Source organism: Cryobacterium soli, assembly GCF_003611035.1.
In the GTDB taxonomy this organism is placed as follows: domain Bacteria; phylum Actinomycetota; class Actinomycetes; order Actinomycetales; family Microbacteriaceae; genus Cryobacterium; species Cryobacterium soli.
Genome location: NZ_CP030033.1, coordinates 4286038 through 4299010, shown reverse-complemented (window position 1 = coordinate 4299010; position 12973 = coordinate 4286038). Strand labels below are relative to the sequence as shown.

Genomic DNA, 12973 nt, shown 5'->3' with positions numbered 1-12973 from the left:
ACTTCGATGCTAAAGGTCGCCACCGACACCCGCCGTCGATGCCGAAGGATGTGGACAGCGCCCGGCGGCTAGGCTCGAAGACAAATGACGCGAATCATCGCCGGGTTCGCCGGCTCCCTCACCCTCACCGTGCCGGCCAAGGGCACCCGTCCCACCAGCGACCAGGTGCGGGAGGCGCTCTTCTCCGCGCTCGAGGCGCGCGACGCGGTGCGCGACTACCGGGTTCTCGATCTGTATGCCGGCTCCGGCGCCCTCGGCCTCGAGGCCGCGAGCCGCGGCGCCCGGGTGGTGACTCTGGTCGAGAACGGGTTCGCGGCCAGCCAGACCTGCCGCAAGAACGCTCAGGCTGTGCAGAAAGCCGCCCCGAAGAACTCCGGGTTGACCATCTCGGTGTCGAGCCAGGCCGTCCAGTCGTTCCTGGCCGGCACGCCGGACGGCTTCGACCTGGTCTTCCTCGACCCGCCGTACGACCTCCCCGACACCGAACTGGCGGCCAACCTCGCGGCGCTGGTGCCGTTGCTGGATCCCGACGCCCTCGTCGTGGTGGAGCGGTCCTCGCGCTCCCCCGAACCCGTCTGGGGACCAGGCCTCGAACTCGTACGTCGCAAGGACTACGGTGACACCACCCTCTGGTACGCCGACGTCGCGGTGCCCGCCTGACCAGCCCCCAAAGAGGGCTGGTCAGCAACCGTTTTTAGGCCTAACGTGTGGTGTGTGGACAGCTTGGTCCGCCGCATCCGAAAGGTCGAGCCCGTGCGCGTAGCCGTGGTCTGTGCCAGCCATTACGGCGCCACCAGAGGGATCGCCGAGCGGATCGCCGCCGAACTGCGGGCCGCGGGGCTCACGGTACGGGTCTACGACGCCGCTGAGCCCCCGCACGCCGAGGACGTCGCCGGTGTCGACGCCTTCGTGATCGGCAGCGCCGTGTACATGGGCCACTGGCTCCGGGACGCCACAACGTTCGTGCGCCGCTACCAGCCCACCCTGCTCGAGCATCCGGTCTGGCTGTTCAGCAGCGGCCCGCTGGGCACTCCGGCGACGGATGCCGAGGCCACCGACATCCTGGCCGACACGGTTCCGGCGGAGATCGCCGACTTCGGCAGCACCGTGCGCCCGGTGGGCCACCGGGTCTTCTTCGGTGCGATCGACCCGGACTCCCTGAGCCTGGCCCACCGCACCATTCGCCGGTTCCCGGGAGCGGCGGAGAAGATCCCGGCCGGGGACTTCCGCGACTGGCCGCAGATCGAAGCCTGGGGTCGTGAGATCGCCCGCAGCCTGGTCAGACCTGCCGCCCAGGCGTGATTCTAAGGTGGTCGAGCCGCGTCTGGCGCCGGTCTAGCCTGCCTGGCCGTCCCATCCCCGGTAGGGATCCCAGCCGCCCTGCGTGTGCGGTTGGCCGTCGACGAGCACCGTGCCCGCCTCTCCGGTCACCGCGCCGAGGCGCCGGAAACCGTCGGGCAGCCGGCGGTGCGGCGGGAAGGTTGCGAGCAGGCCGTGGTCCTCGCCGCCGCCCAACGCCAGTTCCCGGTTGTCGCCGAGTGCAGCGGAGTCGAAGTCGATGCCCACACCGCTGGCGCGCGCCAGCCGGCCCGCATCGATCGCCAGGCCGTCGGAGACGTCGAGCATCGCTGTCGCCCCGGCCGCGGCCGCGACGGGCCCCAGGTTGATCGGGGGAACCGGAGCGAGTTGGGCGGCGACGAGGGCGCCGTGCCGGTCCTTGAGCAGATCGGCCTGCTCCCGGCTCGGCACGCCGTGCTCGTCGACGCCGAAGCGGAACAGCAGTCCAAGGCCGATGCCGGCGTCGCCGAGTCGCCCGGCGTGCGCCACGACGTCGCCGGGCCTGGCCCCCGAGCGCAGCACCGGCGGCCGCCCCTCGAGGTCGCCGAACGCCGTGATCGACAGGGTGAGCGCGTCAGCGGCCGAGAGGTCGCCTCCGACGACACCGCAGCCCGGCGCGAGAGCCTCGCAGCCGTCGCGGAGTCCGTCGGCGATGCCGAGGATCACCGAGATAGGCGTGGACGGCGGGGCAGCGATCGCCACGACGAGCGCGGTCGGCCGGGCTCCCATTGCGGCGATATCGGAGAGGTTGGTCGCGGCGGCCTTCCAGCCCAGGTCGTGCGGGGTGGACCAGGCCAGCCGGAAGTCGGGTCCCTGGATCATCATGTCGCAGGTCACCACGAACCGGCCGTCCGCGGCGCTGAGCACCGCGGCGTCGTCGCCGGGGCCGAGCAGCTCGGTGTCCGCCTGCGGCAGCCGGGGGAAGATGCGCGCGAGAACCTCGCCCTCGCTCAGGTCGGCCAGGGTGTCCTCCGTCGCCCAGGAGGGCACGGCTGCGGCATTCGTCATACTTCAAACGGTAACCTGAATGCGATGACTCCCCCGTTCACGACCCTGTTCCCGGCACCGCATCCGGCACCCGGCCCGGCCCGGCCTCTGACGCACGGCGGTGCCGCCGGCCGCCCCCGGCGCATCCGCCTGCGCACGGCGTGCGCCGGGGTTGTCGCGCTCGGCGCGATCCTGCTGACCGGCTGTTCTGCCGCGGTCCCCATGCAGCCCGCAGCGGATGCCGTGAATCCGGCCTGCGCCGACATCATCGTGCGGCTGCCGACCACCGTGGCCGACCAGCCAGAGCGTGAGACCAACGCCCAGGCCACGGGTGCCTGGGGCGACCCGACGGCCGTGTTGCTCACCTGCGGTGTCGACGTGCCCGGCCCCACGACACTGCCCTGCGTGAGCATCAACGGCGTCGACTGGATCGAGGACGATTCGGACAAGCCCCGCTACCGTTACACGACCTACGGGCGCGACCCGGCCACCGAGGTCTACATCGACTCCGAGCTGGTGAGCGGCTCGACCACCCTGGTGGATCTCGCCTCCGCCATCGCAAACGTGCCCGCGACCACGCAGTGCGTGGGAGCCGACGACGTGACCCTGCCCGGCAACGCTCCCTGACCGTGACGACCTGGCTGCTCCTGGCCGGAGCGATCGCGAGCGAGGTCGCAGCGTCGCTGTCACTCAAGGGCGCTCTCGACCAGCCCGTCTGGTACGTGCTCGTCGTCGCCGGCTACGCCTGCTCCTTCGCGCTGCTGGCTGCCGTGCTGCGCCGGGGCTTCCCGCTCGGGGTGGCCTACGGCATCTGGGGCGCCGTGGGCGTTGCCGCGACCGCCTTGCTGGCGGCCGTGATCTTCGGTGAGGCACTCACGCCCCTGATGCTGGCCGGGATGGCGCTGATCATCGGCGGCGTCCTGTGCGTGGAGCTCGGCTCGCAGCAGGCCGTGCGACGTGCGGCAGCGAGAGGGCCCCGGGCCGGTCACCCGCCGGTGCCTCCCGAGGCGGCCCCATGATGGGCTGGCTGTTCCTGGCCGGCGCGATCCTCACCGAGGTCACGGCCACGCTCTCCCTGCGGGCGGCCGTGCACGGCCGGCGCGCCTGGTACCTGGTCGTGGCTCTCGGCTACCTCGCGGCGTTCTCGCTGCTCTCGCTGGCCCTCGGTGCGGGTCTGCCCCTCGGCGTGGCGTACGGGGTGTGGGCCGCTGTCGGCGTGGCCCTGACGGCTCTGGCCAGCAAGGTGCTCTTCGGTGAGCCGCTCACCTGGCTGATGGCCGCAGGGATGGCGCTCATCATGGGTGGCGTGTTGCTCGTGGAACTGGGCGCCGCGCACTAACGACCCCTAGACCGGCGGGACCGGCGCCGCCCGCTCGGGCGGCGCCGGTGCCTACTCGGCTGTCGCGGCGACCGCCTCGGGGCGACGGCGACGCGCCGACCGGGCCAGGGCCACCTCGATGAGCTCGTCGATCAGCTGCGGGTAGGTGTAGCCGCTGGCCAGCCAACAGCTGGGGAACATCGAGATCGGCGTGAAGCCGGGCATGGTGTTGATCTCGTTGATCACCCAGCCCTGCTCGGTGAGGAAGAAGTCCACCCGGGCGAGGCCGTCGGCGTCGATGGCCTCGAAGGCCCGCACGGCGATGCGCTGCATCTCGGCCAGGTCATCGGCGGGCAGCACCGCGGGGCAGACCAGGTCGATACCGGCGGCATCCAGGTACTTGGCGGCGAAGTCGTAGAAGTCGCGACCGGTGACCACGACTTCTCCGGCGACCGAGGCGTGGGTAGGCTCGCCGGGACGGCCCTGCAGCACGGCGACCTCGAGTTCGCGGCCCACCAGGCCCACCTCGATGAGCACCTTGTCGTCTTCGGCCAGCGCCACGGCCATGGCCTCGGCCAGCTGGTCGGGGCTGGATACCCGGCTCACGCCCACACTCGAGCCGGCCCTGGCGGGCTTCACGAAGGCGGGCAGGCCCAGTTCCTCGAGTGCCGCATAGGCCATGCCGGGCGCTTCGGCCCAGTCGTCGGCGGTGATGGTGCGCCACGGCGCAACGGCCAGCGACGCGTGCTGAAGCACGGTCTTGGTGTAGTGCTTGTCCATCCCGAGCGCCGAGGCGAGCACCCCGGAGCCGACGAACGGCAGGTCGACGAGCTCGAGCATGCCCTGCACAGTGCCGTCCTCGCCGTACGGGCCGTGCAGGATCGGGAAGACCAGGTCGACGGTGCCGAGGCTGCGGCGCCCCGAGGCGTCCACGATGCTGAGTTCCCGGTTGCCGGCGCTGTCGGGCCAGAGCACCCTGGTGCCGTTGTCGGTCACCTCGGGCAGGGCCGATGCGGTCAGCGCGAATTTCTCCGGGTCGTCGTCTTCGAGAACGAAGGCGCCGTCACGTGTGATGCCCACCGGGATGACGGTGTAGCGGTCACGGTCAATTGCGGCCAGCACTCCGCCCGCTGTGGCGCAGCTGATCGAATGTTCGCTTGACCGCCCCCCAAACAGCAGCGCTACCGTGAGTTTGTCCGTCATCAATGGTCCTTTCACCCTGCGGTGCGCCGGAGTCCGTCGTGAGGTGCGGCGCAATATCCCGCGGCTTCAGCGTACCGGCCAGCACCTGGCGCACCTGTTCGACGATGGGCATGTCGACGCCCTTGGCCCGGGCGAGTTCGAGGATCGGGCTGACCGAGGCGAGCCCTTCAGTGGTCTGTTGCATCTGGGCGATGACGTCGTTGTAGCTGTAGCCCTGGCCCAGCAGCCGCCCAGCGGTGTTGTTGCGGGAGAGCGGCGACTGGCACGTGGCGATGAGGTCGCCGAGGCCGGCCAGACCCGCGAGGGTCTCGGGCTGCGCGCCGTACGCCACCGCGAAGTCGGTCATCTCCACGAGCCCGCGGGTGATGATCGACGCCTTGGTGTTCTCGCCGTAGCCGACGCCGTCGACGATGCCGATCGCCACGGCGATGAGGTTCTTGAGCACGCCGCCGAACTCGGTGCCGATGACATCCGTGTTGACGTAGGAGCGGAAGTACTTCGTGGTGGCCAGCAGGGCCACGGCGTGGGCCGTCTCGAGGCTGGACGAGGAGACCACGGCGGCGGTGGGCTGCTCCTTGGCGATCTCCAGGGCCAGGTTCGGTCCGGAGATGGCCGCGATGCGGGCCGGGTCGATGGGCAGGACCTGCTCGATGATCTCGCTCATCCGCAGACCGGACGCCCGCTCGACGCCCTTCATGAGCGACACGATGGTCGCGGTGGGCGCCAGGAACGGTTCGGCCTGGATGAGGTTCTCACGCAGGGACTGGCTCGGCACCGAGACGAAGACGTGTTCGGCTCCCGCCAGGGCCAGGTCGAGCCTGGACGTGGCGCGCAACCCGACCGGCAGGTTGATGCCCGGCAGGTAGTCGCTGTTGCGACGGCCCTCGGTGATCTCCCGCGCCAGCTCAGGGCGGCGGGCCCAGAGAACGACGTCGGCGCCGCCGTCGGTGAGGATCTTGGCAAAGGTGGTGCCCCAGCTTCCCGCGCCGAGAACGGCTACCCGGGTTCCTGGCTGGACTCTAGGCTTCAAAGCGGCCGGTCTCTTTCTGGTCGTGCTCGGACGGGTTCCAGCGCTTGACCGGCGCCTTCTCCTGGCGGAGGTCCTCGAGCAGGGCGGTGATGGCATCCATCACCACGGCGGTCGCTTCGTTCAGCGTTGCCGTGTCGAGGTTGCGGCCGCGGAATTCGGCCAGGTCGAGCGGGTCGCCGATTTTCACGAGGATGGTCTTGCGCGGGAACAGGTGCAGCTTGTTGGAGTAGCGCTCCATGAGCTGTTGGGTACCCCAGTGCGCTGCGGGGACGATGGGGATGCCCTGCTCGAGCGCGATGCGCACGGCGCCGCTCTTGCCGCGCATCGGCCACAGTTCCGGGTCACGGGTGAGCGACCCTTCCGGGTAGACCACCACCATCTGGCCGCGTTCGACGAGGCGTCTGGCCGCCTTGACGGGTTCGCTGCCGCGCACCGATCCGCCGCGCTGCACGGGGATCTGGCCCGACTTCGTCAGGAGCCAGCCGGCAACGGGAAGCTTGAACAGCGACGCCTTGGCCAGGAAGCGCGGCAGGCGGCCGAGCTTCCAGCTCACCATGCCCATGACGATCGGGTCGATCTCGCTGTAGTGGTTGGGCGAGAAGACGAACGCGCCCTGCCGGGGGAACTTGTGGCCGTCGGTGATCTTATAGCGGGCCGCCACGTTCATCGCCGGAACGACCAACGCGGCCAGCAGCCAGAAGATCGACGGTCTGCTCTTCTCGGAGCGGACCTTCCGGGTCACCGGGGACGACGAGGAGGCGGGATCGGGCACGGTCGACTCTGGCACGTTTGCATCTGGCACGGTGCCATTATCCTTCGAGATCGAAGTCAGCCCCCAACAGACGCAGCTTGGTGATGAAGTTCTCGTACCCACGGCTGATGATTCCCACGTTGCTCACGGTGGAGGTGCCCTCGGCCGTGAGGGCCGCGATGAGGTGGCTGAAGCCACCGCGGAGGTCGGGGACCTCGATGTCGGCGCCGACGAGCTTGGTGGGTCCGGCGATGACAGCGGAGTGGTTGAAGTTGCGCTGGCCGAACCGGCACGGGTGGCCGCCGAGGCATTCGCGGTGGATTTGGATGGTCGCGCCCATCTCGACGAGAGCGTCGACGAAGCCGAAGCGCTGCTCGTAGACGGTCTCGTGCACGATCGAGACGCCGTGGGCGTGGGTGAGCGCGATCACGAGCGGCTGCTGCCAGTCCGTCATGAAGCCGGGGTGGACATCCGTCTCGATGATGACGGGCTTGAGGTCGCCGCCCGGGTGGTAGAACCGGATGCCGTCGTCGTGGATGTCGAAAGCGCCACCGACCTTGCGGAAGACGTTGAGGAAGGTGAGCATCTCGGCCTGCTTGGCGCCGCCGACGAAGATGTCGCCGTCGGTGGCCAGCGCGGCCGCGGCCCAGCTGGCGGCCTCGTTGCGGTCGAACAGGGCGCGGTGCTGGTAGCCCTGCAGGCTGTCGACACCCTCGATCCGGATGACGCGGTCGGTGTCGACCGTGATGATGGCGCCCATCTTCTGCAGGATGTTGATCAGGTCCATGATCTCGGGCTCGATCGCGGCGTTCTTGAGCTCGGTGATGCCCTCCGCGCGCACGGCGGTGAGCAGGACCTGCTCGGTGGCCCCGACGCTCGGGTACGGCAGCTCGACCTTGGTGCCCTTGAGGCCGTTCGGCGCCGACATGCGGATGCCGTCCGGCTGCTTCTCGACGACGGCGCCGAACTTGCGCAGTACCTCGAGGTGGTAGTCGATCGGTCGGTCGCCGATACGGCAGCCACCGAGTTCAGGGATGAAGGCTTCGCCGAGACGGTGCAGCAGCGGGCCGCAGAAGAGGATCGGGATGCGGGAGGAGCCGGCGTGGGCGTCGATGTCGGCGTAGTGCGCGCTCTCCACGTCCACGGGGTCCAGCTGCAGGCTGCCGGGCTCGTCGCCCTCGGTGACCTTGACGCCGTGCGCTTCGAGCAGGCCGCGCACGATGCGCACGTCGCTGATGTTCGGCACGTCGCGCAGGATGCTGGGCGTCTCACCGAGGAGCGCCGCGACCATGGCCTTGGTGACCAGGTTCTTGGCGCCCTTGACCTCGATGCGGCCCACCAGGGGGCGGCCGCCGCGGATGGTGATCTTGTCGCCGATCAGGCCCACATTGGCTCCGTGACTTTGCGCGTTTCCACGCTCTGAGAGGTCGTTGACGGTCTCGCGGACCTGGTTGGTTTCGCCGACGATGATCACAAATTTACCTGCCTTGCGGGGAGAGTGCGGGGGCGCCAAGGCTCCCGGTGGGATTCGAATTCTGCGATCCGCGCTTCGTCGCGCAAAGTCAGGCCGATGTCGTCGAGGCCTTCCAGCAGTCGCCATCTAGTGTATTCGTCGACCTCGAATGAGACTGTGAGGTCACCGACACTGGCAGTACAGGCAACCAGATCGACCGTCAATTCTATTCCGGGGTCGGCCTCGAGAACGGCCCAGAGGGTCTCCGCGTCGGCCTCGCTGATCTGGCCGGCGAGCAGGCCCTGCTTGCCCGAGTTGCCCCGGAAGATGTCGCCGAACCGGGGGCTGAGCACCACGTCGAAGCCGAAATCGCGCAACGCCCAGACGGCGTGTTCCCGGGAGGATCCCGTGCCGAAATCGGCTCCGGCGACCAGCACCCGCGGGTTGCGGTAGGCCCCCTGGTTGAGAATGAACTCAGGATCCTGACGCCAACCGTAGAACAGGGCGTCCTCGAATCCGGTCTTGGTGACACGTTTGAGGAACACCGCGGGGATGATCTGGTCGGTGTCGACGTTCGAGCGCCGCAGGGGCACGGCCACGCCGGTGACGGTGGTGAATTTCTGCATGTCGGACCTCCTACAGGCTTGCCGGGACGAGGCCGGCGGGAACCGTGCCGTCTTGCACGAGGTCCCACGGACTGGACAGGGTGCCACGGATGGCCGTGGCCGCCGCGACGAGCGGGGAGACCAGGTGGGTGCGCCCGCCCTTGCCCTGGCGTCCCTCGAAGTTGCGGTTGCTGGTGGACGCGCAGCGCTCCCCCGGGGCGAGCTGGTCCGGGTTCATGCCCAGGCACATCGAGCAGCCGGCGAAGCGCCATTCGGCGCCGAAGGCGAGGAAGATCTTGTCGAGGCCCTCGGCCTCCGCTTCGATCCGCACGCGGGCGGAGCCGGGAACCACGAGCATCCGGACGCCGTCGGCGATGGTCTTGCCCTTGATGATCTCGGCGGCGGCGCGCAGGTCTTCGACCCGGCTGTTGGTGCAGGAGCCGAGGAACACCGTATCGACGTGGATGTCTTTCATAGCCGTTCCCGCGGCCAGGTCCATGTACTCGAGGGCGCGTTCGGCGGCGCTGCGCTCGTTGGCGTCGTCGATCTCGGCGGGGTTGGGCACGGTGTCGCTGAGGGACACGCCCTGGCCGGGATTGGTGCCCCAGGTCACGAAGGGTTCGAGGGTGTCGGCGTCGAGGATGACCTCGGCGTCGAAGGTGGCGCCCTCGTCGGTGGCCAGGGTGTCCCAATACTCCACGGCGGCGTCCCAGTCGGCGCCCTGCGGCGCGTGCGCGCGGCCTTCGAGGTAGGCGTAGGTGGTGGCATCCGGGGCGACCATGCCGGCGCGGGCGCCGGCCTCGATCGACATGTTGCAGATGGTCATGCGGCCCTCCATGGAGAGCGCGCGGATGGCGCTGCCACGGTATTCGAGCACGTAACCCTGGCCGCCGCCGGTGCCGATCTTGGCGATCACGGCGAGGATGATGTCCTTGGCCGTGACCCCGGGGCGGAGCGTGCCGTCGACCGTGATGGCCATGGTCTTGAAGGGCTTGAGCGGCAGTGTCTGCGTGGCCATGACGTGCTCCACCTCGCTGGTGCCGATGCCCAGCGCCATGGCGCCGAAGGCACCGTGGGTGGAGGTGTGCGAGTCGCCGCAGACGACGGTGATACCCGGCTGCGTGAGGCCCAGCTGCGGGCCGACCACGTGCACGATGCCCTGTTCGATGTCGCCCAGCGAGTGCAGGCGGATGCCGAACTCGGCGCAATTCTTGCGGAGCGTCTCGATCTGGGTGCGGCTGGTGAGATCGGCGATGGGCCGGTCGATCGCCAGGGTCGGCGTGTTGTGGTCCTCGGTCGCGATCGTCAGGTCGGGCCGGCGCACCGGGCGCCCGGCCAGCCGTAGACCGTCGAAGGCCTGCGGGCTGGTGACCTCGTGCACGAGGTGCAGGTCGATGTAGATGAGGTCGGGCGTGCCGTTCTCGCCCTTGGCAACCAGGTGTTTGTCCCAGACCTTCTCGGCCAGGGTGCGCGGACGGGAACTCTCGATCGCCGCGTCGGTGATCACTGCAGTAGTCATGTTTGTGCGTCTTCCTCGGGAACGGTGGTCAGCCAACGACAGACTCCGCGACGAGTGAGGCCTTTAGAAACGGGACTCGTCGCGGCACAGAAGAAGAAGTCGACTAAACAGCACACCATAGGCTAACACTGCACCCCGTACCCGTCGCGAACTGTGACCTGAGCACCTCTGATTCGCGTGTTCCGGTGCTGTGCTCACAGTTCGCGCCCGGTCGACGTATGGTGTGCGCATGACGGAGACAGTCGCTCCAGCGAAGACCGGCCGAGTGCTGGTCGTGATCCTGCTCGCCCAGTTCATCATCGTGGTCGACTCGACCTTCATGAACGTGTCATTGTCGACCCTGGTGGCGGATTTCGACACCACGGTCACCGGCATCCAGAACGCCATCACGCTATACACCCTGGTGATGGCCGCGTTCATGATCGCCGGCGCCAAGCTGGGCGACATCATCGGCCGCAAACGCGCCTTCGTTCTCGGTCTCACCGTCTACTCCGTCGGGACGACCATCACCGCGCTCTCCCCCACCCTGGGTGTCTTCATCCTGGGCTGGTCGATCCTCGAAGGTCTCGGCGCCGCCATGATGCTCCCGGCCATGATGTCGCTGATCGTGTCGAACTTCACCGCAGGCCCAGCCCGGGCCAAGGCCTACGCCGGATTTGCCGCCATCGCGGGCATCGCGGCCGGCATCGGGCCCATCATCGGCGGCCTGTTCACCTCCTACCTGTCCTGGCGGCTGGCCTTCGCCAGCGAACTCCTCGTGGCGCTGTACATCTTCACCCAACTGAAGATCATCAAGGATGCGCCGTTCCTCGGCCGCAAACCGCGCTTCGACTGGGCTGGGTTCAGCCTCAGCTCCGCCGGCCTCATCACCGTGGTTCTGGGCATCGTGCTGGCTTCGGCGTACGGCCTGTTCGTCAGCCGCGTCGACGTGGAGATTTTCGGCCGGGTCGTCCTCACCGCCGGCCAGATCTCACCCACCGTCATCCTCGTCTCGATCGGATTGCTCGTCCTCATCGCCTTCATCCTGGTGGAACGAAGCCGCGACCGGCATCACCACGACACCCTCCTCGACCTGACGCTGTTCAGCGTCCGGGCGGTCTCATCGGGAACGTCCGTGCAATTGCTGCAGTACCTCGTACTGACCGGGGCGATCTTCGCGTTGTCCCTCTATGTGCAGATGGAGCTCAACTACTCGGCCATCCAGAGCGGGCTCACCCTGCTGCCGCTGTCCCTGGCCGTTCTGCTCGCGGCCGCGGTCAGCGGGCGGCTGCTCAGCCGCCGCTTCGCCCCTCGTTCGGTCATCCTCGCCGGGTTCGCCATCATCGTGCTCGGTGCCGCAGCGATGGGCCTGTTGGCACGGGATGCCACGAGCGGCACCGAGTTCGTCCTCGGACTGGCGCTGGTCGGATTCGGCGCCGGCACCATCGCCTCCCAGAACCAGAATCTCATCATGTCGTCGGTGCCGCCGAAGCGGTCCAATGAGGCATCCGGGGTGATCAACACCGCGCAGAACATCGGCGCGTCCCTCGGCACGGCCATTGCCGGGGCGCTGATCCTGTCGGTATTCGTACTGACCGCTACGACCCTCATCGACGAGAGCCCGGCGTTCACCTCGTCGGAGCAGTCACAGCTGGACACCGCGGTGACGGAAAAAGCGCAGATCATCAGCGATACCCAACTCCGCACCGCGATCTCGGAGTACCCCGCTGATCAGCAGGACGCGATGATCACGATCAACGCCGAGGCCAGGCAGACCGCGCTGACCGTGGTCTATGCCGGCCTCGCTCTGGCCGGCCTGCTCGGCTTCGGCGCCGCCCTGAGACTGCCGAGGACACCGCCGCTCTCGAACACCCCGACACCGGCAGGATCGTCGCCGCAGAACGGAGCGGAAGCGGACACCGAGCCGTAGGAACAACCGGTCCCCGTTCGGACACGTGGGCCCGGCGCACCGGGCCCACGTTTCCGTTTCGGGAGCAGTCAGGCCCGGGAGACCTCGACCCCGAACTCGCCGAGCAGCAGGTGGGCGCCGTCGCTGAGGACCGTGCGGATGCCCGGGTCCAGCGGCAGGCGCTGCCCGGCGGCGTCGGCCAGGCTGACCCCGTTGGTGGAGTGCAGGTCGGTGACCGTGAGTTCGCCCGAGGCGGAGAGTTCCACCAGGGCGTGCGACTTGGAGACCGAGAACGCCGGGTCCTGCACGCTGACCATGGTGGCCGCACGCCGGGTGACCGGCACCGGGTCGCGACCGAGCACGAGGGACCCCGTCACCGGAACGGTCTGCCCGTCTGCGAGCCGAAGCGTCCACCCGGCCCGGGTGGCGGGCGGGGCAGCCGGCGGCGCTGCAGGGGTGATGGTGTGCGGAGCCGTCGGCGGCGCTGCGGCCGAGGCTGCGACGGATGGTGCGGGAGGTGCGGCCTGGCCTGCCGGGGTCATGGGTCCGGCACGGACGACGGGTGCGGCCGGGACGACGGGTGCGATCGGCGCGGCCCGGGGCGGCACCGGGAGGGTGCCGAGCGGCGCGGGAAGGAACGCCGGGATGGTCATCATCGACGGCGAACCTGCGGCTGGCGTTCCGGCTGGGCCTCCGGCCGGTGCGGGCGCAACAGAAACGGCCGGCGGTGCGATACGGGTATCCGCTGCGGGTCCGTCTGCCGGGCTCCGGGCGGGCTCGACGGGCGGCAGCTCTCCCGGCATCGGGGTCACCGCGTGAGGCGCTGCGGCGGCTTGGGCCGGGGACCCGGCTCCGCGGGCGTCCGATCGGTCGTCGACGGC

General features: G+C 69.1%; 14 protein-coding genes. 6 read left to right on the top strand and 8 right to left on the bottom strand.

Annotated features, from left to right (window positions below):
* The first annotated feature begins 84 nt into the window (after positions 1 to 84).
* Together rsmD and DOE79_RS19990 are read left to right on the top strand one after the other, a co-directional pair.
* Positions 85 to 660, top strand: a complete 576-nt coding sequence (gene rsmD / locus DOE79_RS19995) for a 16S rRNA (guanine(966)-N(2))-methyltransferase RsmD (protein ID WP_120339999.1) — start codon at positions 85 to 87, stop codon at positions 658 to 660.
* Between the two features lie 54 nt (positions 661 to 714).
* On the top strand, positions 715 to 1302 hold the full coding sequence (locus DOE79_RS19990; RefSeq protein ID WP_220094267.1) for a flavodoxin domain-containing protein: 588 nt from the start codon (positions 715 to 717) through the stop codon (positions 1300 to 1302).
* A gap of 33 nt (positions 1303 to 1335) precedes the next feature.
* Here DOE79_RS19990 and thiL read toward each other — a convergent pair whose 3' ends face one another.
* Positions 1336 to 2346, bottom strand: a complete 1011-nt coding sequence (gene thiL / locus DOE79_RS19985; protein WP_120339998.1) for a thiamine-phosphate kinase — start codon at positions 2344 to 2346, stop codon at positions 1336 to 1338.
* A 24-nt stretch (positions 2347 to 2370) separates the two neighbouring features.
* On the opposite strand from thiL, the gene DOE79_RS19980 reads away from it, so the two are divergent.
* Genes DOE79_RS19980 through DOE79_RS19970 form a run of 3 tightly spaced genes read left to right on the top strand, consistent with a single transcriptional unit; the run spans position 2371 to position 3664 of the window.
* Positions 2371 to 2952, top strand: a complete 582-nt coding sequence (locus DOE79_RS19980) for a DUF3515 domain-containing protein (protein ID WP_120339997.1) — start codon at positions 2371 to 2373, stop codon at positions 2950 to 2952.
* A 2-nt stretch (positions 2953 to 2954) separates the two neighbouring features.
* Positions 2955 to 3344, top strand: coding sequence for a DMT family transporter (locus tag DOE79_RS19975; protein WP_120339996.1), 390 nt, complete (start codon positions 2955 to 2957; stop codon positions 3342 to 3344).
* Positions 3344 to 3664 carry a DMT family transporter gene (locus DOE79_RS19970; RefSeq protein WP_120339995.1) on the top strand — a complete coding sequence of 107 codons (321 nt, stop codon included), beginning with the start codon at positions 3344 to 3346 and terminating at the stop codon, positions 3662 to 3664. The genes DOE79_RS19975 and DOE79_RS19970 overlap by 1 nt, the downstream gene beginning before the upstream one ends.
* A gap of 51 nt (positions 3665 to 3715) precedes the next feature.
* Here DOE79_RS19970 and DOE79_RS19965 read toward each other — a convergent pair whose 3' ends face one another.
* From DOE79_RS19965 to leuC, 6 genes are all read right to left on the bottom strand, one after another.
* Entirely contained in the window at positions 3716 to 4846 is a 1131-nt protein-coding gene (locus DOE79_RS19965) for a D-alanine--D-alanine ligase family protein (RefSeq protein ID WP_120339994.1), read from the bottom strand.
* Complete coding sequence (locus DOE79_RS19960; protein WP_245977036.1) at positions 4749 to 5876, bottom strand: NAD(P)H-dependent glycerol-3-phosphate dehydrogenase; 1128 nt, start codon at positions 5874 to 5876, stop codon at positions 4749 to 4751. Before DOE79_RS19960 ends, DOE79_RS19965 begins: the two co-directional genes overlap by 98 nt.
* On the bottom strand, positions 5866 to 6678 hold the full coding sequence (locus tag DOE79_RS19955; RefSeq protein ID WP_245977035.1) for a lysophospholipid acyltransferase family protein: 813 nt from the start codon (positions 6676 to 6678) through the stop codon (positions 5866 to 5868). Before DOE79_RS19955 ends, DOE79_RS19960 begins: the two co-directional genes overlap by 11 nt.
* A gap of 7 nt (positions 6679 to 6685) precedes the next feature.
* On the bottom strand, positions 6686 to 8014 hold the full coding sequence (murA, locus tag DOE79_RS19950) for a UDP-N-acetylglucosamine 1-carboxyvinyltransferase (protein WP_120340457.1): 1329 nt from the start codon (positions 8012 to 8014) through the stop codon (positions 6686 to 6688).
* 83 nt (positions 8015 to 8097) lie between these two features.
* A complete protein-coding gene (gene leuD / locus DOE79_RS19945; RefSeq protein WP_120339993.1) occupies positions 8098 to 8706 on the bottom strand; it encodes a 3-isopropylmalate dehydratase small subunit in 609 nt (202 codons plus the stop codon).
* A 10-nt stretch (positions 8707 to 8716) separates the two neighbouring features.
* Complete coding sequence (gene leuC / locus DOE79_RS19940; protein WP_066596255.1) at positions 8717 to 10204, bottom strand: 3-isopropylmalate dehydratase large subunit; 1488 nt, start codon at positions 10202 to 10204, stop codon at positions 8717 to 8719.
* Positions 10205 to 10433: 229 nt separating this feature from the next.
* Here leuC and DOE79_RS19935 point away from each other — a divergent pair, with 229 nt between their 5' ends.
* A complete protein-coding gene (locus DOE79_RS19935; RefSeq protein ID WP_120339992.1) occupies positions 10434 to 12113 on the top strand; it encodes an MFS transporter in 1680 nt (559 codons plus the stop codon).
* Between the two features lie 68 nt (positions 12114 to 12181).
* On the opposite strand, the gene DOE79_RS19930 is transcribed toward DOE79_RS19935, so the two are convergent.
* Positions 12182 to 12748 (bottom strand): FHA domain-containing protein, encoded by a 567-nt coding sequence (locus tag DOE79_RS19930; RefSeq protein WP_162942863.1) that lies wholly within the window; start codon positions 12746 to 12748, stop codon positions 12182 to 12184.
* Positions 12749 to 12973: the final 225 nt, after the last annotated feature.

Coding starts and splice junctions, on each gene's coding strand:
- leuD (WP_120339993.1), bottom strand. CDS start 8,706: ATGCAGAAATTCACCACCGTCACCGGCGTGGCCGTGCCCCTGCGGCGC.
- DOE79_RS19935 (WP_120339992.1), top strand. CDS start 10,434: ATGACGGAGACAGTCGCTCCAGCGAAGACCGGCCGAGTGCTGGTCGTG.
- DOE79_RS19970 (WP_120339995.1), top strand. CDS start 3,344: ATGGGCTGGCTGTTCCTGGCCGGCGCGATCCTCACCGAGGTCACGGCC.
- DOE79_RS19965 (WP_120339994.1), bottom strand. CDS start 4,846: ATGACGGACAAACTCACGGTAGCGCTGCTGTTTGGGGGGCGGTCAAGC.
- leuC (WP_066596255.1), bottom strand. CDS start 10,204: ATGACTACTGCAGTGATCACCGACGCGGCGATCGAGAGTTCCCGTCCG.
- DOE79_RS19980 (WP_120339997.1), top strand. CDS start 2,371: ATGACTCCCCCGTTCACGACCCTGTTCCCGGCACCGCATCCGGCACCC.
- thiL (WP_120339998.1), bottom strand. CDS start 2,346: ATGACGAATGCCGCAGCCGTGCCCTCCTGGGCGACGGAGGACACCCTG.
- DOE79_RS19930 (WP_162942863.1), bottom strand. CDS start 12,748: ATGATGACCATCCCGGCGTTCCTTCCCGCGCCGCTCGGCACCCTCCCG.
- rsmD (WP_120339999.1), top strand. CDS start 85: ATGACGCGAATCATCGCCGGGTTCGCCGGCTCCCTCACCCTCACCGTG.